Raw genomic sequence first — 25,638 nt, 5'->3', positions numbered from 1 at the left:
AACCGGGGCTCACTGGTCCGATCGGCCGAACCAATTGTTGTAGATGATGACGAAGTTGCGGTTGCCGTAGCTGGAGCAGCGGTCGCCTTCGCCGTCGCCTGCCTGTAGCGCTGCCTCGTTGGGTTGGTAGGGCGTATAGATGTAGAGCAGGGCAGTGGCATCATTTTCGATGTAGACTTTGCCGCTGCCACAGGAGACATCGGGGCTGAAGCGTACATCGTTCAGAGCCTTGGTCTGGTAGGCATACTGGTTCCGATGGGCCTGGTAGTAGCGGAATCGGTGGGCAGCCCCGTAGACCTGATTGAAGAATCCGGCATAGCGGGTGTCACAGTCTGCATCATCTGGGCAGGAAAGGCCCATGGCCGACCGAAGCTGGACCTGGGTGGGGGGATGATTGGTGGCCACTAGATGCTGCTCCTTTTCCAGCATGGTCAGGAGGACCTTCTGGCTGATTCCACAGGAGCGGGCGGCCCCGTCGATGATCTGAGCCGCGCTCTGTTTCTTGCCGCCCTTGTAGGCATCACATAGACCGTCACCGGGACGGTCGGGAACATCCATCTGCAGGCTGCGCAGGCAGGTGGATCCGTTGCATGAGGCCTCGTGTTTGTTTAAAAAGGCCTGGACGTCGTCGGCGTTCATGTCCACGGTGTCATGGAAACGGTGATCGGTGATGATTTTGCCTGGATTGAAAACGTACTCCTGGGACAGCTCCTCCTGGTGGCGGATGACGCGGCCTACCATCAGCCGGTAGGAGACGAAGCGGACAGCCAGGATGCATAGGGCGACCACCAGGACTACGGCCATCAGGGCGGCCCCCAAGGTCTGCGCGCGGCGGAGGCTCGTCCCTCCGCGTTTGGTGCCGCCCTTACGTGATCGTCCCGATGGTCTTTTGCTCATGGCTTTCCTTCCAGCACCTTCCTGATTCGTTGCAGACTGACAGGGATTGCTGTCCCCAACTCCTGGGCCCAGATGGAGACGAAGTACTCCTCCATCATCCAACGTCCCCTTCGTGCACGGTCCATGGCCTGGTCTCTTCCGGGACCGGCGGGCAGAGCCTGGGCCGTCTTGGCCGCCTGGCCCACCAGATCCTGGGCGGTCTGTGCCTGCCATGCCCATCGTACGTCACGGTCCTTGTCCCTACGGGCCTTGTCCAGGCGCATCAGGTCCGCCTTCAGGTATGTGCGCAGGCGGGGAAGGGCATAGGGCGGGTCGGCGCCGATGAAGCCCTTGGCCACCAGGCTGGCCGAGTGCTGGCGTATCCACTGCAGGACGGAGAGCAGGGGCAAATCGGCCGGGCCAGACACGGCCTTGTCCACCTGGGCCGAAGTCTCCAGAATGGCAACCACATCCTTGGCCACCTGATACACAGTGTCCTCGTAGACCTGGCTGACGCCGGCCACAGCCTCCTGCAGGGTCTGATCGTCGGTGATGGTCTCGGTGTGGGGGATCAGTCGCTTGACAGCGGCCATCTGCAGGTCTTCGGCAAGGGCAGAGGTGTCCGGGTAGGGGGCCGAAGCCAACATCAGGGCTTCCCGGCTCAGCCAGCGTGAGGAGATCCGCTGGGCAGGCAGGTGGAGCTTGTACAGGGCGACCTGCCAGATCAGTTCCTCGCGCGGTTTGGTGGTGGCGCCGGACTGGTGGAGGAGGTCGGCGCTCTTGACCACCTGGCCCTGTTGGGCGGCCTTGCTGGCCTGGGAGTCCACCCGTGACCGGGCCGACTGTCGGGCCTGTCCAGCCAGGTTTCGCTGCAGATCGGTCAAGGACTTGGACCGGCCCAGGACCTTGGGGTGGCCGTGGCGCCGTTTCTCCTCCACCTGGAAGGTGGGCCGCAGGTAGTCGGGCAGTCGTTCCAGCCTGGCCTGGGTGAAGACCTCCGGGTGTAGCTGGGCTCCGAGAGTATCAATGGCCGCGGCTGTGAAGACCTGCTCGAAGTCCGGCCAGCCCCCGGTGGGGATGGCTCCTGCACCATTTTCGTCTCCGTCCGCATGCTGGTCTGCCGACCCGTAGGTGGCCTGCTCTGCCGACGCAGGATCGGCACCGGGCAGCAGGGGATAGTGGCCGTCTATCCAGGAGCGGATGGTCCGGGCGGCGTCAGGGGCGGGAACGAACTGGACCCGGAGGGCCTTGGGCAGGGACTTGATGGTGGCTGTGATCAGGTCGTCCAGGAGGCCGGGCACAGTCCAGCTGAACTGTCCTGGCGTCAGCTGGTTCAGGCAGTGCAGGGGGATGTGGACTGTGATGCCGTCGTCAGGCTCTCCCGGCTGGTAGCGATAGGTCAGGGGCAGATCCATGGGCCGGCCGTCGGTGCCCAGGGTGTGCCAGTGGTCGGGGTAGTCTCCGGGTCGATAGGAGGCGGACTGGTCGTTCAGGCGCTCCACCTTGTCAGGGTCGAAGTCCAACAGGTGCGGGTCCGCATCGTGGTGCTTCCGCCACCAAGAGCCCAGTGCGGCCAGGGAGGTGGCCTCCTGGGGAATGTGTTCCTGGTAGAAATCGTAAAGGTCCTCTTCGGTGACGGTGCCGGTCACTTGGCGGGTTCGGCTGGTCCGCTCGCCAGCCTCGCTGAGCACCTGCCGGTTGGCCTGGATGAAGCCGTCATGGGGGAAGCGCTCGCGCACGTCGCCCTGCACTAGGCCCTGGCGTATCAGCATATCCCGAGCCTGGCCCGGGTTGATCCGTGCCCATTGGACGGTCCGGTCGCGCACGATGGGCAGACCATAGAGCAGGACCTTGGAGGTCGCCACCGCGGCACCACGGGAGGCCGACCAGTGGGGTTCGGCGTAGGTGGTTCTGGTCAGGGACTTGGCCAGGGGCTCGGCCCAGGCCGGATCGATGGCCGCGCAGCAGCGAGCCCAGAGCCGGGAGGTCTCCACCAGCTCAGCAGCCATAATCCAGGGCGGATTGGCCTTGGAGAGTGCAGAACCTGGGAAGATGGCGAAATGTGTGCCGCGCGCACCCTGATAGTCGTTCTTGGCCTGCCGGCGTGCCCGCTTCATAGCCTTGGCCCGGGCCGCGCCATGCAGGCCGGCGAAATCGGAGGCCTTGGGTTCGTGAACCACCTGCATGCCCATGCTGGAGAGCAGGCCAGCCAGCATGGAACGGTGGATGCCCTGGTCGTCCCAGGAGCAGACCAGGGCGTGTGCTGCCTGCTGCCCAATAGGCAGGTCCAGCAGGGTCTGGTCCGGTCCCTTGACAGGTACTGGGGAACCCACTTTCATGTGCAGGCCTCGGCACATCTGGGCCAGCTGCCGGTAGAGGTCATGCCACTGCCGCATGCGCAGGAAGGCCATGTACTCCTGCTTGCAGGCCTTGCGCAGGGTCCCGTTGGAGGGCTCCTTGTCCTGCGGGAAAAATCGGTTCCAGATGTTCAGGGCCGTCAGGAAGTCGCTGGAGGGGTCCTCGTAGCGGGCGTGGATCCGGTCGGCCTCCTCGCGCTTCTCCTCCGGGCGCTCGCGAGGGTCCTGCAGGGAGAGGAAGGCCACGACCACCAGAACAGCGGCCAGGGTGTCCGGGGTGGCGTCCTGACCGGCCTGCAGGATCATTCTGCCCAGGCGGATGTCGATGGGGATTCTGGCCAGCCGCCGTCCCAGATTGGTCAGACGGATGAGGCCCTGCTGCCGGGATATGGCCTGCAGCTCGGTCAGTTTGCGTAGACCGTCGCTGACCGCACGGGTGTCGGGCGGATCGATGAAGCCGAAGTCGGTGACGTCCTCGGCCGTATGGGCCACACCTACCGAGAGCATGTGCAGGATGACCGACCCCAGGGATGTGCGCAGGATCTCCGGGTCGGTGAACTTGGGACGGGTGTCGTAGTCGTCCTTGGCATACAGGCGGATGGCGATGCCGTCGGCCACACGTCCGCAGCGGCCTGCACGCTGATCGGCCGAGGCCTGGGAGATGGGCTCGATGGGCAGCCGCTGGACCTTGGCCGACTTGGAATAGCGGCTGATTCTGGCCAGTCCGGGGTCCACCACGTATCGGATGCCCGGCACCGTCAGGGAGGTTTCGGCCACATTGGTGGCGATGACGATGCGCTGATGGCCGTGGTGTTCGAAGACCCGGTGCTGCTCCTTGGCGGACAGGCGGGCGAAGAGGGGGATGATCTCCAGGGCATCCGGGCGACGCATGTCGGAAGTCCGCGGGCCGAAGTGGCGCCGCATGGCAGTCTCGTACTCCCGGATGTCGCGCTCGCCGGCGGCGAAGACCAGGATGTCCCTGGGGCCGTCGACATGGGTGGAGTGGATGACCAGTTCAGCGCAGGCCCGGGCCACCGCCTTGGGTATGTCCGGCTCCTCCCTGTCCTGGCCCTCCTCCTCGGAGTCGAACCCGGGGACATGCCGCATCAGGGCAGGGGCCGATCCGGCAGGCTCGTAGAGGGTCTGGACCGGATAAGTACGGCCGGAGACCTCCAGCACGGGCACCTGGGTGTGCAGGGCCTTGGCGAAGTGGTCCCGGAACTTGACCGAATCGATGGTGGCCGAGGTGATGATCAGTTTAAGATCGGGCCGTTTGGGCAGCAGGGCGGTCAGATACCCCAGCAGAAAGTCGATGTTGAGGCTGCGCTCGTGGGCCTCGTCGATGATGATGGTGTCGTAGGCCCGCAGTTGCGGATCGCCCTGGATCTGCGCCAGGAGGATGCCGTCGGTGACCACTCGCAGGCGGGTGCTTCGGCTGGACTTGTCGGTGAAACGTACCTGGTAGCCGATCTGGTCGCCCAGCCTGGTGCCCGTCTCCGAGGCGATACGCTCGGCCACGGTTCTGGCGGCGATCCTCCTGGGCTGGGTGTGCACAATCTGGCGGCCGTGGTCGCCACGGCCCATTTCCAGGAGGATCTTGGGGATCTGGGTCGTCTTGCCCGAGCCGGTCTGTCCCGAGACGATGACCACCTGGGAGGACTGCACGGCATGGACGATGTCCTCCTTGGCCGCGCTGATGGGCAGCTCGGCTGGATACTCGAACCTCATGCCCGGCCCACCTCGATGACCCGGTAGCCCTTGGCTGAGGCGTATTTCTCCGCCGTCCAGCCGGAGCCCAGGGTGTCAGCCAGCCAGGGAATCAGGGAGTCGGCACCCAGGTTGCGCTGGACCACCAGATAGGCACGGCCCTGGGGCTTTAGCCTGGGTAGGTAGGTCATCAGTATGTCGTGCAGGGCCGCCTTGCCCACCCGGATGGGCGGATTGGACCAGATCAGGTCGAAGTGCAGATCGTCCGGCACCTGTTCCGGGGTTAGGGTGCGCACCCTGTCAAGACCCTGGGTTTGTGCGTTGCGGGCGGTAAGGTCCAGGGCTCGCAGGTTGGTGTCCACAGCGTAGACGTCAGCCTTGGGCGACTGCATGGCCATGCTCAGGGCTATGGGCCCCCAGCCGCAGCCCAGATCCAGAAAATCGCCCTCGGCCGGAGGCTGGGGGACGCGTTTGAGCAGGACCGAAGTCCCCAGGTCAAGCCTTCCTGACGAGAAGACCCCGTGGGAGACCTCCACCTGGCAGGTACGGCCGGCCAGCTCCACCTGGATGGTCCGCCGCTGGTCGGGGGAGGCCGGACGGGTCACGAAGTACTGTTCGCCTCCGTCCGTCCCGGTCCTGGAGGATTGTCCCCGGCTGCTGCCATGGTCCCTGTGCGTCATGTCCATCCTGTCCGTCTTCGAATCCTGCCCGTCCCTCGGGCACTCACTGATGTCTGCTAAGAAGATGATAATAAAGACTGTGTCATGATTCCGCCTATACCGGATTCGTTCCCTAGTTCATAAACCAGTGCAGAGGTGCCTTTGACCCAAGAACAACCGACCCAAGAGCTTGGCCGAACAATTGTCGATGCCCACCAGGACCCGCTCGCCCACAAGTCCAAGGTGCTGACCGGCAGCGAGGGGCAGGTCGGGCAGGACCAGGATCAGGAGTGGCAGGAGCGCAGCCGGCGCAACGCCTTCCGCCATGTCGAGGGGCTGGGCGAGCTCCAGGACGTGACCGAGGTGGAGTATCGGAAGGTTCGTCTGGAGCGGGTGGTCCTGGTCGGCGTCTGGTCGGGTTCGCGCACCACGGTCGGTCAGGCCGAGGAGTCCCTGCGCGAGCTGGCCGCCCTGGCACGGACTGCCGGGGCTCAGGTGCTTGATGGACTGCTCCAGCAGCGGGTCAAGCCCGATCCGGCCACCTACCTGGGTTCAGGCAAGGCGCGGGAGCTGGCGGATATCGTGGCCCGGCTGGGCGCCGACACCATCATCACCGATGACGACCTTCATCCCTCCCAGCGACGGGCCCTGGAGGATGTCACCAAGGTCAAGGTGGTCGACAGGACGGCCCTGATCCTGGACATCTTCGCCCAGCACGCCACCAGCCGCGAGGGCAAGGCCCAGGTGGAGCTGGCCCAGCTGGAGTACATGCTGCCTAGGCTGCGCGGCTGGGGCGGATCCCTCTCCCGGCAGGCTGGCGGCCAGGCTGCCGGGCAGGCCGGCGGCATAGGCTCCCGAGGCCCTGGTGAGACCAAGATCGAGACCGACCGACGGGTCATCAGACGACGGATTTCCCGGTTGAAGCGTCAGATCGCCCAGATGGCCCCCTCGCGTCAGGTCAAGCGTGGATCCCGGCGGCGCTACCAGCTGCCGGCAGTGGCCGTGGTGGGGTACACCAATGCCGGCAAGTCTTCGCTGACCAACCGGCTGACCGGGTCCGAGGAACTGGTGGAGAACGCCCTCTTCGCCACCCTGGATACGGCCGTCAGGCGCACCAAGGCGGCGGACGGTCGGCTCTACGTCTACGTGGACACGGTCGGGTTCGTCCGCCGTCTGCCTACTCAGCTGGTCGAAGCTTTCAAATCCACCCTGGAGGAGGTGGGTCAGTCCGACCTGATTCTGCACGTCGTGGACGGCTCCCACCCCGATCCTTTTGGGCAGATCAGGGCTGTGGATGCCGTGCTGGCAGACATCCCCGGCGCTGAGTCCATCCCCCGTCTGCTGGTTTTCAACAAGGTGGATCTGATCGATCAGGATGCCCGGCAGCGGCTCGCCAACCTTGAGCCTGATGCCTTTTTGGTCTCGGCCAGGCAGGGTCAGGGCCTTGAGTCCCTGCGCAGACGAGTGGAGGAGCTGCTGCCCGCCCCCGCCGTGCATGTCGAGGCCATCCTGCCCTACACCAGTGGCTCCCTGCTGGAACAGGTGCGGCAGTTGGGACGGGTGAATTCGTTGGAATACCGGGCCGATGGGGTTGTGCTGAGCGCTGATGTGGACGACCGGCTGGCGGCTGCCGTGCTTGACCAGGCCATCGACGAGAAGCCCTTGCAGGCTTCAACGGGTGACACGCCAGCAGCCGGGTTGGGCTCCTAAGGGGCAGGTGCACGCCAGGTCACCTATGCTGGGTAAACTACGTATGTTGTCAGCGGCAAACCCGTTTCCCGGGTTCCGATAAGAGAGGTCCATAAAACTATGGCGGAATCATCAATCAAGCCAACCAAGCTAGCGATCGTAGGAGCCGGAGCCGTGGGGTCGACCCTGGCCTTCTCGGCGGCCCAGCGCGGTGTGGCTCGGGAGATCGTCCTTGAGGATATCAACGCCCAGCGTGTTGAGGCCGAGGTCCGCGACATGCAGCACGGATCCAGCTTCTACCCCACAGTCACCATCGACGGCTCGGACGATCCGCAGATCTGCGCCGATGCCGACATGGTGGTCATCACTGCCGGAGCCAGGCAGAAGCCGGGGCAGACTCGGCTTGACCTGGCCGGCGCCACCATCAACATGATGAAGTCCATCATCCCTCAGATGGTCGAGGTGGCCCCCAATGCCATCTTCCTGCTGATTACCAACCCCGTCGACATCGTGACCAGGGTTTCCCTGGAGCTGTCCGGGCTGCCGGTCAACCAGATGTTCGGTTCGGGCACCAACCTGGACTCCGCCCGCCTGCGCTACCTGATCGGCCAGCAGACCGGCGTCAACGTAAAGAACGTCCATGCCTACATTGCCGGTGAGCACGGCGACTCCGAGGTCCCCCTCTGGAGTTCGGCCACCATCGGCGGCGTGCCCATGTGCGACTGGATGGAGCTGCCTGGCCATGAGCCCCTGGACGCGGCCAAGCGCGAGGAGATCCACCAGGAGGTGAAGAACGCGGCCTACCAGATTATCGAGGGCAAGGGGGCGACCAACTTCGCCATCGCCATGTCCGGCGTGGACATCATCGAGTCCATACTGAACGGCACTGACCGAATCCTGCCGGTCAGCTCTCTGCTGGAGGACTTCCACGGGATCTCCGACGTGTGCATGTCAGTGCCCAGCGTGCTCAACCGTGATGGGGTCAACACCCACATCAACACCCCTCTGAGCGACGGCGAGCTGGCCGCTCTGAAGCGTTCCGCCGAGACCCTCAAGGAGACGGCAAGCAAGTTCGGTTTCTGAGTATTTCTCAGAAGACTCTTGCCTTATGACCCCTGGTGACATACTTTGGTGACTGATGAATCGGGGTATGCATGAGCGCTCATGAAGGTAATGTCCGGGGTGGCGGATCCGCCCATCGTCGACAGTTGCTGATGACCCTGGCGCTGACGGGATCGGTCTTCGTGGCTGAAGTTGTCGGCGCCGTGGTCACCCGTAGCCTGGCTCTGCTGGTAGATGCCGGGCACATGATGACCGACATGGCTGTGCTGATCGCCTCCACGGTCACTGCCGTGTTGATGGAGCGTCGCCCCACGAACCGACGTACCTGGGGCTGGTCCCGTCTGGAGGTCATCACGGCGGCTGGCGGTGCTCTGGTTCTGCTGGCTGTGGGCATCTACGCCATTGTGGAGGCCGTCTTGCGACTCTGGTCACCTGGGCGGGATCAGGTCCATCAGCAGGGGCTGCTGCTCTTCTTCGGCATTTTGGGCCTGGCTGCCAACGTAGGGTCAATTTTTGTCCTGGCCTCAGGGCATAAGGACAACCTGAACATGCGTGCCGCTTTTCTCGAAGTGGTCAACGACGCATTGGGCTCGGTGGCGGTTCTGATATCAGCTGTGGTTATGATGATCACCGGTTGGGCCGGGTTCGATGCCGTGGCGGGAGCCCTGATCGCCCTGCTGATGATTCCCCGCGCAATCAAGCTCCTGGCCTGCAGCGTCTCCGTGCTTCTTGAGGAAACCCCGCCGGAGCTCGACATGGCCAAGGTCAGGAAGCACCTGGAGGGAGTGCCTGGCGTACTTGAGGTTCATGATCTGCATGCCAGCAGCGTTTCCACTGGTCTGCCGCAGCTGACGGCACATGTGGTAGTGCGTCAGGGCACGACGGCTGTCGAAAACGAACGTATTCTGACCAGCATGCAACGCTGTCTGCGCGATCATTTCCCGGTCTCGGTCGAACACACGACCTTTCAGATAGAACCGCAGGGCCACCGGAACAGCAGCGGCGAGCATTTGGATATGTAACCCTCAGACCTTGCGCAGAACGGTGACCACCTTGCCCATGATGACGGCGTGGGTGCCGTCAATGGGGGAGTAGGCCGGGTTGTGGGGAATCAACCAAACGTGGCCCTCCTCGCGGCGGAAGGTCTTAACTGTAGCACCATCGTCCAGCAGGGCTGCAACGATATCTCCGTTCTCGGCCTCCTGCTGGCGGCGGACGACCACGAAGTCCCCGTCGCAGATGGCGGCATCGACCATGGAATCCCCATGGACCTCAAGCATGAAGAGCTCGCCGGATCCGGTCAAACGTTCCGGCAGGCGCATGACATCGTCCACATGCTGTTCGGCCAGAATGGGCTGGCCGGCGGCAATTCTGCCGACCAGGGGTACATCGCGTGACTGCATGATGGCCTCGTCGGCCTTTGCGTCAGGGAAAGGAACGATTCTGGCGGTTCCTGCGGTCGGCTCAGGATGGTTCTGGACCAGTTCTATGGCACGGCCCTTGTTTGCAGTCAGACGAATGTAGCCCAGATCCTGCAAGACCTGAAGTTGGTGCTTGACAGAAGAAGTACTGCGCAGTCCAGCGTCTCTGCCGATCTCCCTGTAGGAGGGCACGAATCCGCGCTCTGACAGGTGACGCTTGATGGCTTCCAACACCCTGGCCTGTCGATCGGTCAGCTCAGGCCTGGATCCTTGATTCGGGCTCTCAGTGGTGGCGGCGTTTTCTTTCGCTTCGTTTTTGGCTGAGGTCTCGGCCTTTTCCTGAGAGGTTGCGTTGTCAGTGGTGGTGGACTGGCTGGCGGAGCTCATGGTCGCAGACCCGGCAAAGGGGATGGTGCTCACTGATGGCTCCTTTCCTTGGAAACTGAACCCAGCTTAACCTGCCTGAAGTGAAAAATCAAACAAATGTTCGAATCGGTCTTGCCAAATGACGACTGCAGTGCCACAATGAGAACATCTGTTCGATAGAACAAATGTTCGAAAGAGGTGTGCCATGGTTGTTCGTTCCTGCGCCAGTTCCCGCATGTCCGCGCCTTCGAACCTGTTTTCGGACTGCCGGACGCGTATCAGTGCTGTGTTCTCATCCATCATGGCTCGTCTGCGTGGAGCTATAACAGCATGTTTGTCCGCGCAGGGTTTTGCGAGCGTCACCATACGCAGATCTGTGGTTTTCCTAGCAGTGAGCGCCTTGGCCCTGACTGGGGTCGGATTGATGGCTCGTCCGGCAAGCTCCGCTCCAGGACCACAGGAGGTCGTCACCCGTACAGTTCGTCCGGGCGATAATGTCTGGTCCTATGCGGCCTCAATCACGCCGCAAGGCGAGGACGTCACTAAAAACGTAGACCGCATCATGCAGATCAACAATATGTCCTCACCCAATCTGCGCGTTGGGGACCGAATTCTGATTCCCAGCGACGAGTGAGGCAGTGATCTTCGGTTCAGGAAATCACCAATGGGGCTTCAATAGCTTGTCGACTGGAAAAGGGTAACTAGCTGAGTTTGAGGAGTTTGTCCAGTGTTATACGCTGATAGGCCCGGTATACGTGGGTCTTGAGGTTCTTTGGCGCTATGATATTGCACATGCACTGTCCTTTCTGCCAAAATCCCGATACCAAGGTTGTGGATACGCGAATCAGCGACGACGGCCATGCCATCAGACGCCGCCGTGAGTGTCCGCAATGCTCGCGTCGGTTCACCACGGTGGAGACCTCAATCCTCCTGGTTATGAAGCGCTCAGGCAATGCCGAGCCCTTCAATCGGGACAAGGTCATTGCTGGCGTGAGGAAGGCCTGCCAAGGTAGGCCCATTGATGAAAATGACCTGAAACTTTTGGGCCAGCAGGTCGAAGAGGATCTGCGTTCGCGTGGCCTGGCACAGGTCGATTCGGAAGAGGTCGGCAGGGCTATCCTGAAGCCTCTCCGGGAGCTGGACGAGGTGGCCTATCTGCGCTTCGCCTCGGTCTACCGCAACTTCAGCAACCTGGAGGACTTCCAGCAGGCCATCGACACCCTGCGCGCCGAAGACCAGTCAGCTGAAGAGCAGTCTGCTACTGCACAGTCCTGAATTCGGCTATTCGGGCACCGGCCATTCTGCCTGCAGCAGGCGAGCAGCTTCCGTCATTGTGTGACGGGGCTGGCCTGTGACTGGAAGTGAACGCGGTGCCAGGCCTGATACTGGCCCGGCACTAGATACTTCATCCCAGGTTCAATAGTTTCTGATCCCCGGAAGTTTGGGCAATGACCAGCTCCTGAGTGGGGCGCGTCATGGCCACATAGAGGTCAGACGCTGCGCTCAGCCTGGAAGGAGCCTCATCCTGAATGGCACCAGGCTCCACGAGAACCACGGCATCAAACTCCAGGCCCTTGGTGTGGCCGGTGGTCGTGACCGTGATCTGATGCTCCTGAGCCTTATCAATATGCAGGCGCGAGCTGACTTCGGCTTGCAGGGCGCTGGGAACGATGATGGCCAGGCGTCCGGTGCCGTCCTTGCTCAGATGACGTTCCGCCAGTTCGCGCACCAGGTCAGGCAGCTGGTCCAACAGACTGACCCGATCCTCTGCCCGTAGGCGGCTTACCGATCCTTCCACCTCGCGCACAGCCTTGAGGGTCGAAACCTCAAGGCCCTCGGAGGCTGCGAAGGAGGAGGCCAGGTTGGATACCTGACGAGGGTTGCGATAGTCGATGGTCAGCTGCCGCAGATCCCATCCATCCGGTCCGAAAAGCGCGTCCATGGTGGAGGCCCAGGACCGGGTGCCACCCAGTGCGGCCGTCTGCGCCACGTCCCCGACGATGGTGAAGGATCGGGAGGGACAGCGCCGGACCAGCATCCTCCAGTCCATGGCTGTCAGCTCCTGGGCCTCGTCGACCACGATGTGCCCGTAGACCCATTCGCGGTCGGCGGCCGCCTGAGTGGCTGCCTGGTTCTCGTCCTGGCCGTTGATGGAATCAAGCAGCATCTGCGAGGTCACGATGCCCGTTCCGATGCCATTCTGGGCCAAGGTGTCGCTGGCAAACCGTCGTTCCTCATCGCGGCGGGCCTTTTCAGCCTGGTCGCGGTCCGCCTGACGGGGGTCAGGGCCCAACAGCTCCATGGCCTCATCCAGGATGGGAATGTCGGATACGGTCAGTTCGGCGCCGTCCTGGCGGGTCAGCAGATCAATCTGTTCAGGAGTCAGCCAAGGGGCGAACCGGCGCAGACGATCCGGCCTGGACCAGAGGTCATTGACCAGCCAGCGGGGGTTCATGGGCAGCCAGGCTAGATTGAGGGTCCGCCGCACCTGGTCGTTCAGTCTCAGCAGGGAGGTGACCCGGGCGAGTTCCTCGGCTCCAGGCTGATAGTCCACGCCCTCGGCATAGCGGGCGGTCATGGCGTTCAGGGCCGAACGCACGAAGGTATTCCTGGCTTTGTTGTGGGGCTGGTGGCTGCGTCGGGCATCGACCAGGGCCTGTTCCAGGTCGACCGCCAGCATAGGGACGGCCACCCCATCCACCTTGACCGTGGGCAGGGAGGCAGGCACCCGCTCCCGGGAGGCGACGGCATTGGCTACGGCCTCGGCCATGCGGATGTCTCCCTTGAGCCGGGCCACGTGCGGGTCCTCCTGGCGTTCGGTGCTGATGCCGGGGATGAGGTCGCCCATGGTGCGGCTGAGCACTCCGGTCTCGCCCAGGGAGGGCAGGACCTGATCAATATAGTGCAGGAAGGCGTTGCTGGGCCCGGCGATCAGCACGCCTGAACTCTCCAGTCGACGCCTATGGGTGTAGAGCAGATAGGCCGCCCGGTGCAGGGCCACGGCCGTCTTGCCGGTGCCCGGCCCGCCCTGGACCACCAGTGGACGGGTCATGGGGGAGCGGATGATCCGGTCCTGTTCAGCCTGGATGGTGGCCACGATGTCGGTCATCTGCCCGGTGCGCCGGCTGGACAGGGATGCCATGAGCGCGCCCTCGCCGGCCAGGGTGCCGCCCTGGGCCGCCTTGTCCACTTCTGGGGCCGACAGGTCCAGAACCTCATCCTCGATGCCGGTGACTTGGCGGAAGTTAAGGGTGATGTGCCTACGCATGACGATGTCGCCGTGGTCCGCTGGAGTGGCCTCGTAGAAGGGGCGTGCGGCCTCGGCACGCCAGTCGGTCAGGATGGGCTCATGGTTGCTGTCGAGCAGGCCCAGTCGTCCGATATATCGCCGACCGCCCTGGGCAGTATCCAGTCGGCCGAAGACCAGACGGTCCTCCATGGCTCGCAGTTGGGTGAGCCGGTCCTCGTACATGTTGGCAAAGGAATCCCGTTCGGTGCGCTGGGTGGGGGAACCGTGGGAGCCGGCGGCCCGAACCGCGTCCAGTCTGGTCCTGGCCTGCGTCCGCAGCTCGTCCAGACGGCCGTAGGCCCTGTCCACCGCCGTCTGCTCTTCATGCAGCTGTGAGGAATAGCTCGACATGTGCGTCCGTTCTGTGGAATGTTCAAAATCGGATGATCCAATATACCGCCCGTCCTCTACTTTTTCGGTTCAACTGACCCTTGGCCGTGCCCTCTTTGCCGGGTGGCGAAACGCCGAGGTGAACCCTTCGGCGGGGCGAATGGTTGGGTTTGGGCCTGAAGTGGTGTCAAGGTGGTGAGCAATGGGGATAGGTGGGGTAAAGTGGGGAGCACTGCGTAGGGGACGCTACCCGGTGGGGCCGTCCCATGGATACCAAACTGGCATTGGAGGTGGGGCATGGCCGATACATACGACGCAGATGCCGCCTCGCCTTCCCTGCCGCCCATGCTTCTGGGCACCTACACCCCCAAGATGGATGCCAAGGGCCGCCTGGCTCTGCCCGCCAAGTTCCGCGCTCAGCTGGGTCAGGGCCTGGTCATGGCCCGTGGCCAGGAACGCTGCGTCAGCCTGCTGCCCACCGAGGAATTTCGGCGGATGGCCGTGCGCATCCAACACACCTCCATGGGTGACAAATCGGCCAGGGACTACCTGCGCGTATTTCTGTCAGGCGCCGTCGACCAGGTCCCGGACAAGCAGGGCCGCATTCTGGTCCCGCCCATGCTGCGCTCCTATGCACGGCTGACCGGCCCCGTCGTGGTCATCGGCGTGGGCACCCGTGCTGAAATCTGGGATCAGGATTCCTGGACTGCCTACCTGGAGAGCAAGGAGCAGGGCTATGCCGACATTGCCGATGATGTTCTTCCGGCGGTGGATTGCTGATGGAGGCCCTGATGTCAGAACGCAATCCTCTCGACCAGGAGGCCGTGGACAGCGGCAAGGTCCACCGTCCCGTCCTACTGGAACGCTGCCTTGCGCTGGCTCGGCCCGCCTTGGAGCACCCTGGGGCCGTGGCTGTGGATTGCACGCTGGGCCTGGCTGGTCACGCCACCGCCTTTCTCAAGTCCTGCCCTGAGGCCCGTCTTATTGGCATAGACAGGGATAGCCAGGCCCTGGATCTGGCCACTGGCCGGATGCGCGACGAGGGCCTGGCCGACCGTTTCACGCCGGTTCACGCCCCCTTTGATCAGCTGGACCAGCAGCTGGATGCCCTGGATGTAGGCCAGGTGGACCTGGTCTTCATGGATTTGGGATTGTCTTCTCTGCAGATCGACCAGCGCGACAGGGGATTCACCTACCGTCAGGATGCTCCGCTGGACATGCGCATGGACACCAGCCAGGAGCTGACGGCTGCGAAGGTCCTGGCCGAGTACGACCAGGACCAGCTGGCTGACATCTTCTCCCGGTATGGGGAGGAGCGCTATGCAGGACGCATCGCACGAGCCATCGTTGAAGCCAGGCAGGAGCAACCGCTGACCACCTCGGCCCAGCTGGACCGTCTGGTCGATAGGGCAGTGCCGCGTGGCCACCGTCCTCCTGGCAATCCGGCCAAGAGGGTCTTTCAGGCCCTGCGCATCGAGGTCAATGGAGAGTTGGATCGTTTGAGGCGCACCCTGCCCCAGGCCATTCTGCGGCTGGCCAAGGGCGGTCGTCTGGTCGTGGAGTCCTATCACTCCCTGGAGGACCGCATGGTCAAGCGCTTCATGGCGCCAGGGCTGCATGTGGATCTTCCTGCAGGCATGCCGGTGGTGCCCGATCAGGCCCGACCCTACCTGTCGGACCTGACTCATGGTGCTGTTAAGGCCGATGCGGCCGAGCGGGAACGCAACCCCAGGTCTGCTTCAGTGCGCCTGCGGGCTGTTGAGAAGATCGGAGCCATCCCCGAGGAGCGTCGTCGTCGGCTTCAGGCCGAGGCCCGTGGGCAGGGCTCAGCCGGTCACCATCGTCATGTCGGCCACGGTTCGGAATCGAGGCGCCGGTCATGACCATGCCAGCACGTTCGGTCCGTTCCAAGACATCTGCGGACAAGGGTCATCCTCGCATCCAGGAGATGCCCACCAGGCCTGAGCTCAGTCTGATCAAGGGCACAGGCAAGGCAGGCAAGGCCCGCCGTCCCGAACGAGGTCCATTTGCTGAGGGGGCTCGGCGTCTGATCGGCTGGACGCGGACCCGCGGCAATCCTCTCTTGCGCATCATGACCTCCGTGATCTTTTTGGCCGCCTGCATGTTCGGATCCCTGATGCTGCGTACCCAGATGGTCCAGGACTCCTTCGAGGCCACCAGGGTCCAGCATGAAATCAGCAATCTGACCCAGGACGTCCAGGATGACCAGAACAAGCTCGACCAACTCCAAGCCTCCCTGCCGGACAAGGCCCAGCAGTTGGGCATGCAGCCCCAGCAGGGCCTGAACTCCATCGATCTGCAGGGCTACAAGCCCCCTCAGGATGCCCAGAGCAAGGCGGGGCATCCATGAGCGGCAACGGAACCAAACGCTCCTGGCACCTGTCTTTCTGCAAACGTTCCTTGTCTGTGGGTCTGATTCTGGTCCTGGTGGCCGCCTTGGCCCTGGGTAAGCTGGCCTATATCCAGCTCTTCGACGGAAGGTCCATGGCGCAAGCGGCTGCGGCGGGCCGCACTGTGCCGCACACCATCAAGGCCCAGCGTGGCCGCATCCTGGATGTCAATGGCCGGGTGCTTGCCCAGAGCCTGGAGCGGTACAACATCATCGGCGACCCCGAGGCGGCCGCCTCCTTCATACCTATCAACTGCACCAAGCGCACAGGCAGTGACTGCCATAGCATCAAAGGCCATCCGGTGGGCGCTGACGGTGCTGCCGGCGTGGCCCGCCTCCTGGCGCCGGCCCTGGGCATGAACGCCATGGAGCTGGGCGGCAAGCTCAGCGTCCCTGGACGGTACGTGGTTCTGGCCAAGCGGGTGACTCCCGAGGTCAAGCGCTCCATCGACAAGCTGGGGCTGCAGGGGATCATCACGGCAGAACTGAGCAGTGAGCGCACCTATCCGCATGCGGATCTGATGGGAGCCCTGATCGGGGGCATCGACGACAGCGGCAAGGGCGTGGCCGGGATCGAGCAGATGGAGAATCGGCAGCTGACCGGTACTGACGGTTACACGGTCTACCAGCAGGGAATGCTTGGTCAGGAGATCCCCGGAACCGTGACCCGTCAGCGCAATCCGGTCAACGGCAAGGATGTCACCCTGACCGTTGATCAAGACGTTCAGTGGTACGTCCGTCAAGCCCTCAAGTCAGGCTGTCAGCGATTTCATGCCGACTGGGCCCTGGCTGTCGTCCAGGACACCCGCACCAACGAGATCCTGGCCCTGGCCGACACCGATGACTACCAGGCGGGCAGCGACCAGGCCAAGGTCAACTCCTCGCGGGCGGTGGCGGAGACCTTCGAACCCGGTTCCATCGGCAAGACCATCTCGATCTCCGGCATGCTCCAGGAGCAGGTGCACTCCATGAGCGACCGCTTCACCGTGCCCGACCACATCACCGTGGACAACCAGCAGTACAAGGACGCCTTCGACCATCCAGCCGAGCACTGGACCCTTGCCGGCATTCTGCAGAATTCCTCCAACGTGGGCATGGTCATGGCCGGCGAACACTACCCGGACCAGAAGCGCTACGACTATCTGACCCGTTTTGGCATCGGCCAGGCTTCGGCACTAGGTCTGCCGGGGGAGTCCAAGGGCCTGCTGACTTCGCCTCAGACCTGGGATCGGCGCACCCGCAATACGGTATTGTTCGGCCAGGGCTATGCCACCAACGCCATCCAGCTGACCAACGTCATCGCCACCCTGGCCAACAAGGGGGTCCGCGCTGATCAGACCATCATCCACGGCCAGGGTGCCGTCAATGCCAACCGGGTGAGGGTAGTGGACGAGAAGGTGGCGGCTACCGTTATGAACGGCATGGAGTCAGTGGCTGAAAAGTACCAGAATACGGCCAAGGTAGAGGGCTATCGGGTGGCCTCCAAGACGGGCACTGCCGAGGTGGCCGACAGCTCGGGCGGCCTGGGTGGCATCATCAGCGACTGGGTGGGCATCCTGCCTGCTGACGACCCTCATTTTGTGGTCACCGTGGTGCTGAAGAATCCCCACAGCAGCGATGGCGTTTTCGGCAGCATCACCGCCGGTCCCATCTTCGCCCAGATCGGTGAATTCCTTATGCAGAAATACCAGGTCCCCACGTCCCCGCCCAGAACCGATGCTATCCCGGTAACATGGTGATACCGGCAGACATCATGGCGTTCCCGGACGAAGGAGAGATTGCAGCATGAGTGCGCTGAGTGAATCAATCTCCCGACGACTGACCCTGGGTCAGCTCAAGGGGCGCTACGGGCTGACCTTGGTCCCTGATTTCGCTGAACCAGTTACGGTGACTTCACTGGTGGACGACCTGCCCTCAGTGCGGCCCGGTAGCCTTTACGTGCCTGCAGACCGGCAGGTGGACCAGGGCATGATTGAGGAGGCTGAGCTTCGCGGCGCCTATGCGGCCCTGTTGCCGACCTCGGCCCGTCAAGAGGTGGGCCGAGCCCGTATACCCCTGCTCTTCGGTACCATGCATGCCTGGCAGATGGGCCAATTGCTGGCCAATGCCGCCGGTGATCCTTCAGGAGCCTTGGCTGTCTTCGCTTTGGTCGGTTCCCAGGTGCAGGACCAGGTGGATCTTTTGGCTGACTTCCTGCATGTGCTGGGCAATCCTGTCGGCATTCTCAGCGCCAAGGGCTCATACTCGCTGGACAGGCGACTGGATCTGGAATATCCCTTGAGCATGTTCGATGTGCAGCGCAGTCTGTCCATCGCCCTGGAGGATGGAGCGGCCGCCGTGGTCATATCCGTGGACGACCAGACCCTGGCCAGGGACGCTTTGCAGGCAGTGGATCTGGATGTGGTGGCCTTGGGCGCCCAGGAGGGCTCCACCCGCGATATGCGGCACGTTCGGCTGATTTCCAGGGCCCGTCGATACGGGTTCAACCTGGGCGGGCATACCATCGTGGCCAAGCGTAACGAGGAATCCGATGGGCTGGCCCGCCAATCCCTGCCCGCCGATGCGAATAGTGACGATCTGTCCCTGTGCATCGCCATGACCATGGCCGCCGGCGTCAAACGCAACAACATCAGGAGCGCCCTGCGCGTCTCCCGCGAGATGTCCTGAGAGGTGAGGATGAGTCAGTCTGTAAGGGCCGGGTCCATGCCCATGACCCTGGATGAGGTCGTCGAATATGTGCACGGTCGGCTGGTTGAAGTCGGTTCTGGTCGTGAACCTGACCGGCGGTCCGTGCGCATGCGGGTGGTGACCGACTCCCGGCAGGCGGGGGCTGATGGCCTCTTCGTAGCCATCAAGGGCGAGCATGTGGATGGCCATGACTATGTTCCCGGCCTGGGAGCCAAGGGCTGCCGCGCGGCCCTGGTCGATCATCTCGTTCCGGGCGCTGACCTGTCCCAGATTCTTGTGGACGATACGGTTGCTGCCCTGGGGCTGCTGGCCCGGGCCAATATGGACCGTCGGCGTGCAGCGGCAGAACCCTTTACTGTGATCGGCATCACCGGATCCGTCGGCAAGACCACCACCAAGGATCTGCTGTCCTCTCTGCTGGCACTCCTTGGTCCGGTGGTGGCCCCTGTCGGGTCTTTCAACAACGAGATCGGCCTTCCTCTGACCGCCTTGGAAGTGGGGCCCGACACCCGATATCTGGTGGCCGAGATGGGCGCTAACCACGTGGGTGAGATCGCCCGGCTGACCAAAATGGTTCCCCCGGACATGGCTCTGGTCCTCAAGGTGGGAGTAGCACACCTGGGTGAATTCGGCTCCGTGGAGCGCATCGCCCAGGCCAAGAGCGAGATCGTGCAAGGCCTGGTGCCGGGCGGGGCCGCCGTGCTCAATGCCGACGATTCCCGGGTGGCCGCCATGGCTGATCTGGCCTCTGGGTCTGTTCTGCGATTTGGCATGGCCGCTGATGATGGCGGGCAGGACCGCGACCTGGATGGCTCGGCTCGCTACCTGGACAGCGACAGTCTGGACAGGCCGGCCTTCGAGCTGCGTCTGCGTGGCCAGCAACCAGTGCGGCTGCGTCTGGGCATTCCGGGACGGCACAATGTCATGAATGCTCTGGCTGCCGCCACGGTAGTCCACGCCTTGGGTCTGGACGCAGAACGCATCGCCGATGAGCTGGGTCGGCAGCGGCAAATAAGTCCGCATCGGATGGCTTTGTCTTCGGTCCGGTTGCCGGATGCCTCCTTCACCCTGATCGATGATTCCTTCAACGCCAATCCCGATTCCGTGCGGGCTGGTCTGGACGCCTTGGCTACCTGGAGGGGATCCGATGGCCCGGTCTATCGGATAGCCGTCCTGGGGGTCATGCTTGAGCTGGGCGATCGAGGCGAGCAGCTGCACCAGGAGATCGGCGCCTACTGCCGTCGGTTGGGCATCGATGCATTGGTTGCGGTGGGCTGCAGGGATCAGCAGATGGACAGGTTGGTTCATGCCCTTGTCCGTGGTGCTGGTGGCCTATCTGATCCCAGCGAGGAACAGTCTGGGGCCATGTGCGTTCTCTTCGCCCAGGATGCTGACCAGGCCGATCAGATGGTCCGTCGCCTGTGCGTCAGGCATCCGGACCGGCAAAATCTTGTCCTGCTCAAGGGTTCGCACATGTCCGGCCTGTCCGGTCTGGCCGACCGCTGGCAGGGCTGAGCCATGAGTGCACTGGTATACCCGCAGCGGGTTCGAACGTTCAAGGACAGAATTCAAGAGTTGGAGTACACACTGTGATTGCCCTCATCATCGGAATCCTGGTCGCCCTGGTGGTGACGCTGGCAGGGACCCCCCTGCTGATACGGCTGGTCCACCGATTGCATTACGGCCAGTACATCCGCCAGGATGGGCCCAAGTCCCATCTGGTCAAGCGTGGCACCCCGACCATGGGCGGGTTGGTCATCAACCTGGCCATCCTGCTGGGCTGGGCAGCCTCGGCGCTCTACCGCTACCTGTCCCGGGGGGAGTCCGTGTCCCTGTCGGCCATGCTGGTTCTGTTTGCCATGCTCTCCATGGGCTTCCTGGGCTTTATCGACGACTTTGCCAAGGTGCGTAAGAAGCAGAATCTGGGCCTGTCGGTCAGGGCCAAGTTCATCGGCCAGTTCATTCTAGCCACCATATACGCGGTGCTGGCCCTCAAGCTGCCCACCAAGAACGGCTATCCCAGCGCTCAGGCAGGCATATCCTTCGTTGAGCACCCTATTATCGACTTCCGAATGGCGGGCAGCGTCCTGTCCGTGGTGCTGTTCATTATCTGGGTCAATCTGTTGATGACGGCCTGGAGCAATGCGTTCAACCTGACCGATGGCCTGGACGGTCTGGCCTCGGGTTCCTCCATGATTGCCTTCGTGGGCTATACGGTCATTGCAATCTGGGAGAGCTACCACTTGAAGGGTGGCGGCCATCCCGGCCATGCCTATGCGGTCTCCGACCCCTTGGACCTGGCCATCATCGCCTGCTGCGCCGCCGTGGCCTGCTTCGGCTTCCTCTGGTACAACACCAATCCGGCCTCCATCTTCATGGGGGACACCGGATCCCTGGCTCTGGGCGGGCTTTTTGCAGCCCTGTCCATCGCCACCCATACCGAGCTTCTGGCGGTCATCCTGGGCGGACTCTTCGTGGGCGAGGCCGCCTCCGACGTCATCCAGGTGGGTTACTTCAAGCTCACTCACAAGCGTGTCTTCAAGATGGCGCCCATCCACCACCACTTCGAGCTGATGGGTTGGCAGGAGTCCAAGGTGGTTGTCCGGTTCTGGATGGTGGACCTGATCTTCGTCCTGCTGGCCCTGGTCTGCTTCTATGCAGACTGGGTGGTCCGTTCCGGGTTGCCTATCTGAGTGCGTCCATTCACGGTACCGGACTTCGGCAGCCGGTATCATGCCAAGCAGATGCCGGAGCTAGCGGAATGAGGTGTTCATGGATATGGACTTGAGCCAGAAGCGTGTACTGGTTGCCGGGTTGGGCATTTCCGGACGGAGCGTGGCCGCAGCCCTGCGAGGCCGGGCGGCCGGAGTGACTACTGTGGATCAACGCGCCCCCCAGGCCGATCTTCATGACTTCGACCAGGTGGACTGGAGCCAGGTGGACCTGGTCATGGCCTCGCCCGTCTTCAATCCGCGCACCCCATTTATCCTTGAGGCGCAGCGTCGTGGCATCCCTGTGGTCAGCGAGGTGGAGATGGCTTGGATGCTGCGGGTGCCCGCAGCGCGGACCGGCCGGCCAGCCCCCTGGATCGGAATCACCGGCACCAATGGCAAGACCTCCACCACCAGGATGGTCGCCGCCATGATGCAGGCCAGTGGGTTCACGGCCCCTGCGGTGGGCAACATCGGCAAGGCCGTCTCCACAGCCGTCCTGGACCCCGACAATGACATGCTCTGCGTGGAGCTGAGCTCCTTCCAGCTGCACTTCACCTTCTCGCCGGCCCTGGAGTGCGCGGCCATCACCAATCTGGCCGACGACCACCTGGACTGGCACGGGGGCTTCGAGGCCTATGCGGCCGACAAGGCGCGCATCTACCAGGGCGTGCGCAAGGCCTTGGTCTACAACGCTGATGACTCCCGGGTCTCCGATCTGGCCAGACAGGCACAGCCGGCTCCCGGCTGCCGACGGGTGGGCTTCACTCTGGGTCGGCCCGAGCCTGGGCAACTGGGCGTGGAGGACGGCTGGGTCATAGACCGCAGCGGATTGACCGGTCAGAACCCTGAGGAGGGCGTCCGGCTAGTCCGGGTTGCCGACCTGGCGGATCTATGCGAGCCTGACGGCACGGTCTACCCCCATCTGTTGGCTGATGCCCTCTGTGCCCTGGCCTTGGCACTAGGAGCTGGGGCCAAGGTCGACGTGGCCATCGAGGCCATGCGTACTTTCACACCCGGCGACCATAGGATCAGCACCGTGGCGACCCTGGGCCAGGGTTCGCAGGCCATCCGTTTTGTAGACGACTCCAAGGCCACCAACGCCCATGCCGCCGAGGCTTCTCTGGCCAGCTACCATGACGGCCAGGTGGTCTGGCTGGCAGGCGGGTTGGCCAAGGGTGCCCGCTTTGACGATTTGGTTCGGTCCCGCAGGTCCAAGCTGGCTGCAGCCGTGGTCATCGGCCAGGATCAGCAGCCCATGGCCCAGGCCATCAAGGACCAGGCGCCCGATCTGCCGGTGACTTTCATCGATCCTGGTACCGGCGATCAGGTTATGGCCCGGGCCGTCCGTGCGGCTGGCTCCTATGCACAGCCTGGCCAAGTGGTTCTGCTGGCCCCCGCCTGCGCCTCAATGGACCAGTTCGCCTCCTATGCCGACCGGGGTGACCAGTTTGCCCGGCAGGCCGAACAGTGGGTCCACGAGCATGAAGCGCGACACTGATCCGCACAAGGATCCCTCCCGGGGGTCTGGCGGCAAGGGGAACTACCGGGGCTGGCGGGCCATTCTCAACCCGCTTTGGTGCTACTACGGCTTTTTGGCCACGGTCGTCGCCACTACGGTTTTCGGCCTGATGATGGTCTTTTCCTCCTCGGCTGTGGATCTGGTGGCCCAGGGCAGCTCTCCCTGGAGCCAGGTTATTCGTCAGAGCATATACGCCGTGGTGGGGCTGTTGCTGGCCCTTCTGGCTGTGCGGATCAGCATCGACCGCTACCGGAGCTGGAGTACGGGGTTTCTGATTGTCAGCCAGGGTATTCAGCTGCTGACGCGTACTCCGCTGGGGCGGTCCGCCAACGGCAATGAGGGATGGATCTCGGTGGGGGGCATCTCCATGCAGCCGGCCGAGCTGCTCAAGCTGGCCCTGTGTCTGTGGCTGCCCCAGGCCCTGATCGAAGCCCAGCGGCAGGCTGGCAAGGATTCCGACCTGAAGAGCCTGGCCAAGGCCTATGCCAAGCCTGCCGCCGGTTTTATCGTCAGTTTCCTGCTGATCATGCTGGGCAAGGACCTGGGAACGGCCATGATCATCGTCATTATCGGCTTCGTGGCCTTCCTGGTTTCGGGCTTCCCCCTGCGCTGGCTGCTCAGCCTGGCAGTTCTGGGGATGGCCGCGGTCATCGGCTTTTCGGTCTACGGCAACAGCAACCGGACCCAGCGGATCATGGCCGCCTACGGCAAGTGCTCGGTGGATGACATTCAGGGTGTCTGCTACCAGTCCATACACGGGCTGTATGCCATGGCCTCGGGGGGTCTGACCGGGGTCGGGCTGGGCAACTCCAGGGAGAAGTGGAACTACCTGCCAGAGGCGCATAATGACTTCATCTTCGCTGTCATCGGCGAGGAGCTGGGCTTTGTAGGGGCGGCCATGCTTATTCTGGTCTTCGTGGTCATGGGCTGGTGCATGCTGAGGATCGCCCTGACCACCAGGAACCGGTATGCGGGCATGGTGCTGATCTGCCTGGATGTGTGGCTGGTGGGTCAAGCCCTGGTCAACATCTGCGTGGTTCTTGGCCTGTTGCCGGTCATCGGCCTGCCCCTGCCCTTTGTTTCGGCTGGAGGGACCGCCCTGATCTCCTGCCTGGCTTCGGCCGGGGTGGCCCTGCAGATGATTCGGACTCAACCGGACGTGAAGGCGGCCACGGACGGGTCCTGAGATAGGGAATGGATATGGCGGAAAGGAAGCGGATTCGCGGATGACGACAGCGACGAGGACTGAGAACGGGATGCCTGGGGACGGCCAGGAGCATCCCGGAAAAGGTACTGGCCCCCATCTGGTGCTGGCCGGAGGGGGGACGGCAGGGCATGTCAACCCTCTGCTCAGTGTGGCTGCGGCCATTCGGGAGCGCTGCCCCCAGGCTGCTGTCAGCGTGATCGGTACCGCTGTCGGGTTGGAGCACGACCTGGTGCCGGCCGCCGGACTGCCCCTGGACCTGATTGAGAAGGTGCCCTTCCCTCGTCGTCCCAGTAAGGCCGCTCTGGGCTTCCCTCGGCGTTGGCGGCATGAGGTGCAGCGGGTTCGAGGCTATCTGCAGGATCGGTCGGCCGACCTGGTGGTCGGCTTTGGCGGTTATGCCTCGGCGCCGGCCTACAGGGCTGCACGGAACCTGGGTCTGCCCATCGTCGTCCACGAGCAGAACGCCCGGGCAGGCATGGCCAACAAACTGGGCGCTCGCTGGGCTGATTTTGTAGGTACGGCCTATGAGGATACCGGCATCCGAGCCCGGGCCGGAGTGCCCGTGCGCCGCGTGGGTCTTCCCCTGCGGCCGGCCATCGCCCGACTGGCCAAGCAGATGGAGACCGATCCCACGGGCGCTTGCAGGAAGTCTGCACAGTCCTTGGGTTTGGATCCCGATAGGCCCATCCTCCTGGTCACCGGGGGATCCCTGGGTGCGCTCAGTCTCAATACGGCGGTGGCTGGCGCGGCACGGCAGCTACTGGATCAAACCCAGGTCATCCATTTGACGGGCCGTGGCAAGGCCGACCAAGTCAGAGAGCAGGTGGCGGCTGATCTGGGCGATGGGGTCATCAACGATTTGGACCCGGCTCACCAGGGCCAGGGAGATTACCATATGGCCGAATACTTGGAGCGGATCGATCTGGCCTTCGCCTGCGCCGACTTGGTGGTCTGCAGGGCTGGTGCCGGTTCTGTCAGTGAGCTGGCTGCCCTGGGTGTACCTGCCGTCTATGTGCCCCTGCCCATTGGCAACGGTGAACAGCGATTCAACGCCCAGCCAGTCGTTCAGGCCGGGGGAGGCCTTATGGTCGATGATGCGTCACTGGATGCCAAATGGGTGGCCGAGCACGTCCCTGCTCTTATGGCTGATAAGGATAGGCTGGCTGACATGCGCCGCCGGGCCTGGGGGTACGGGATTCGCGACGCTGCTCAGGTAATGGCCGAGCAGATTCTGACCATGGCCGGCCAACACATTGCCCGCAAGGACTCAGGGAGGGCCTAATCGGGCATAATGGAGGCAGGCGACGGGCGACCCCGTCCTGGATGGTCCTGAACTGTTGGAGG

General features: G+C 63.3%; 20 protein-coding genes. 15 read left to right on the top strand and 5 right to left on the bottom strand.

Annotation, left to right across the window (positions count from 1 at the left end; translation table 11 throughout):
* Window positions 1–9 precede the first annotated feature (9 nt).
* Genes J3T92_RS06880 through J3T92_RS06870 form a run of 3 tightly spaced genes read right to left on the bottom strand, consistent with a single transcriptional unit; the run spans window position 10 to window position 5,620 of the window.
* A complete protein-coding gene (locus tag J3T92_RS06880; RefSeq protein WP_267400684.1) occupies window positions 10–897 on the bottom strand; it encodes a hemagglutinin in 888 nt (295 codons plus the stop codon).
* Window positions 894–4,961, bottom strand: a complete 4,068-nt coding sequence (gene hrpA / locus J3T92_RS06875) for an ATP-dependent RNA helicase HrpA (RefSeq protein ID WP_267400681.1) — start codon at window positions 4,959–4,961, stop codon at window positions 894–896. The genes J3T92_RS06880 and hrpA overlap by 4 nt, the downstream gene beginning before the upstream one ends.
* Window positions 4,958–5,620, bottom strand: coding sequence for a class I SAM-dependent methyltransferase (locus J3T92_RS06870; RefSeq protein WP_267400679.1), 663 nt, complete (start codon window positions 5,618–5,620; stop codon window positions 4,958–4,960). Before J3T92_RS06870 ends, hrpA begins: the two co-directional genes overlap by 4 nt.
* Before the next feature lie 222 nt (window positions 5,621–5,842).
* Between J3T92_RS06870 and hflX the strand changes: the two genes are divergently transcribed.
* The 3 genes from hflX (at window position 5,843) to J3T92_RS06855 (ending at window position 9,372) form a co-directional block, all read left to right on the top strand.
* The gene (gene hflX / locus J3T92_RS06865) at window positions 5,843–7,309 is read left to right on the top strand and encodes a GTPase HflX (protein WP_267400796.1); all 1,467 of its coding nucleotides are present in this window, start codon (window positions 5,843–5,845) and stop codon (window positions 7,307–7,309) included.
* A gap of 99 nt (window positions 7,310–7,408) precedes the next feature.
* Window positions 7,409–8,371 (top strand): L-lactate dehydrogenase, encoded by a 963-nt coding sequence (locus tag J3T92_RS06860; RefSeq protein WP_024627229.1) that lies wholly within the window; start codon window positions 7,409–7,411, stop codon window positions 8,369–8,371.
* Between the two features lie 71 nt (window positions 8,372–8,442).
* Complete coding sequence (locus J3T92_RS06855; protein ID WP_267400677.1) at window positions 8,443–9,372, top strand: cation diffusion facilitator family transporter; 930 nt, start codon at window positions 8,443–8,445, stop codon at window positions 9,370–9,372.
* A 3-nt stretch (window positions 9,373–9,375) separates the two neighbouring features.
* Here the strand turns inward: J3T92_RS06855 and lexA are convergent, their stop codons facing one another.
* Window positions 9,376–10,191 (bottom strand): transcriptional repressor LexA, encoded by an 816-nt coding sequence (lexA, locus tag J3T92_RS06850; protein ID WP_267400676.1) that lies wholly within the window; start codon window positions 10,189–10,191, stop codon window positions 9,376–9,378.
* 322 nt (window positions 10,192–10,513) lie between these two features.
* Between lexA and J3T92_RS06845 the strand changes: the two genes are divergently transcribed.
* Both J3T92_RS06845 and nrdR read left to right on the top strand, forming a co-directional pair.
* Window positions 10,514–10,771: a LysM peptidoglycan-binding domain-containing protein gene (locus J3T92_RS06845; RefSeq protein WP_267400675.1), complete on the top strand. Its 258-nt coding sequence runs from the start codon at window positions 10,514–10,516 to the stop codon at window positions 10,769–10,771.
* Window positions 10,772–10,929: 158 nt separating this feature from the next.
* A complete protein-coding gene (gene nrdR, locus J3T92_RS06840) occupies window positions 10,930–11,412 on the top strand; it encodes a transcriptional regulator NrdR (RefSeq protein ID WP_024627226.1) in 483 nt (160 codons plus the stop codon).
* Window positions 11,413–11,542: 130 nt separating this feature from the next.
* Here the strand turns inward: nrdR and J3T92_RS06835 are convergent, their stop codons facing one another.
* Entirely contained in the window at window positions 11,543–13,777 is a 2,235-nt protein-coding gene (locus J3T92_RS06835; protein ID WP_267400672.1) for a HelD family protein, read from the bottom strand.
* A 276-nt stretch (window positions 13,778–14,053) separates the two neighbouring features.
* Here J3T92_RS06835 and mraZ point away from each other — a divergent pair, with 276 nt between their 5' ends.
* The 10 genes from mraZ to J3T92_RS06785 all read left to right on the top strand — a co-directional run bounded on the left by mraZ (window position 14,054) and on the right by J3T92_RS06785 (window position 25,576).
* Window positions 14,054–14,536, top strand: coding sequence for a division/cell wall cluster transcriptional repressor MraZ (gene mraZ, locus J3T92_RS06830; RefSeq protein ID WP_024627224.1), 483 nt, complete (start codon window positions 14,054–14,056; stop codon window positions 14,534–14,536).
* 11 nt (window positions 14,537–14,547) lie between these two features.
* Entirely contained in the window at window positions 14,548–15,639 is a 1,092-nt protein-coding gene (rsmH, locus tag J3T92_RS06825; RefSeq protein WP_267400669.1) for a 16S rRNA (cytosine(1402)-N(4))-methyltransferase RsmH, read from the top strand.
* Window positions 15,636–16,127, top strand: a complete 492-nt coding sequence (locus J3T92_RS06820) for a hypothetical protein (protein WP_267400667.1) — start codon at window positions 15,636–15,638, stop codon at window positions 16,125–16,127. The genes rsmH and J3T92_RS06820 overlap by 4 nt, the downstream gene beginning before the upstream one ends.
* Window positions 16,124–17,905: a peptidoglycan D,D-transpeptidase FtsI family protein gene (locus J3T92_RS06815; protein WP_267400664.1), complete on the top strand. Its 1,782-nt coding sequence runs from the start codon at window positions 16,124–16,126 to the stop codon at window positions 17,903–17,905. Before J3T92_RS06820 ends, J3T92_RS06815 begins: the two co-directional genes overlap by 4 nt.
* A 46-nt stretch (window positions 17,906–17,951) precedes the next feature.
* Window positions 17,952–18,833 (top strand): UDP-N-acetylmuramyl peptide synthase, encoded by an 882-nt coding sequence (locus J3T92_RS06810; protein WP_121914017.1) that lies wholly within the window; start codon window positions 17,952–17,954, stop codon window positions 18,831–18,833.
* Between the two features lie 9 nt (window positions 18,834–18,842).
* Window positions 18,843–20,369 carry a UDP-N-acetylmuramoyl-tripeptide--D-alanyl-D-alanine ligase gene (locus J3T92_RS06805; RefSeq protein WP_267400659.1) on the top strand — a complete coding sequence of 509 codons (1,527 nt, stop codon included), beginning with the start codon at window positions 18,843–18,845 and terminating at the stop codon, window positions 20,367–20,369.
* A 74-nt stretch (window positions 20,370–20,443) separates the two neighbouring features.
* A complete protein-coding gene (gene mraY / locus J3T92_RS06800; RefSeq protein WP_267400657.1) occupies window positions 20,444–21,547 on the top strand; it encodes a phospho-N-acetylmuramoyl-pentapeptide-transferase in 1,104 nt (367 codons plus the stop codon).
* A 79-nt stretch (window positions 21,548–21,626) separates the two neighbouring features.
* A complete protein-coding gene (murD, locus tag J3T92_RS06795) occupies window positions 21,627–23,066 on the top strand; it encodes a UDP-N-acetylmuramoyl-L-alanine--D-glutamate ligase (RefSeq protein WP_267400654.1) in 1,440 nt (479 codons plus the stop codon).
* A complete protein-coding gene (locus J3T92_RS06790; protein WP_267400650.1) occupies window positions 23,050–24,273 on the top strand; it encodes a peptidoglycan glycosyltransferase FtsW in 1,224 nt (407 codons plus the stop codon). The genes murD and J3T92_RS06790 overlap by 17 nt, the downstream gene beginning before the upstream one ends.
* A gap of 70 nt (window positions 24,274–24,343) precedes the next feature.
* On the top strand, window positions 24,344–25,576 hold the full coding sequence (locus J3T92_RS06785) for a UDP-N-acetylglucosamine--N-acetylmuramyl-(pentapeptide) pyrophosphoryl-undecaprenol N-acetylglucosamine transferase (protein WP_267400795.1): 1,233 nt from the start codon (window positions 24,344–24,346) through the stop codon (window positions 25,574–25,576).
* Window positions 25,577–25,638: the final 62 nt, after the last annotated feature.

This window comes from Bifidobacterium sp. B4081 (assembly GCF_026537335.1).
Taxonomy (GTDB): domain Bacteria; phylum Actinomycetota; class Actinomycetes; order Actinomycetales; family Bifidobacteriaceae; genus Bombiscardovia.
Note: the sequence above shows the minus strand (reverse complement) of the source record. Positions and strands in the feature narration are given on the sequence as shown.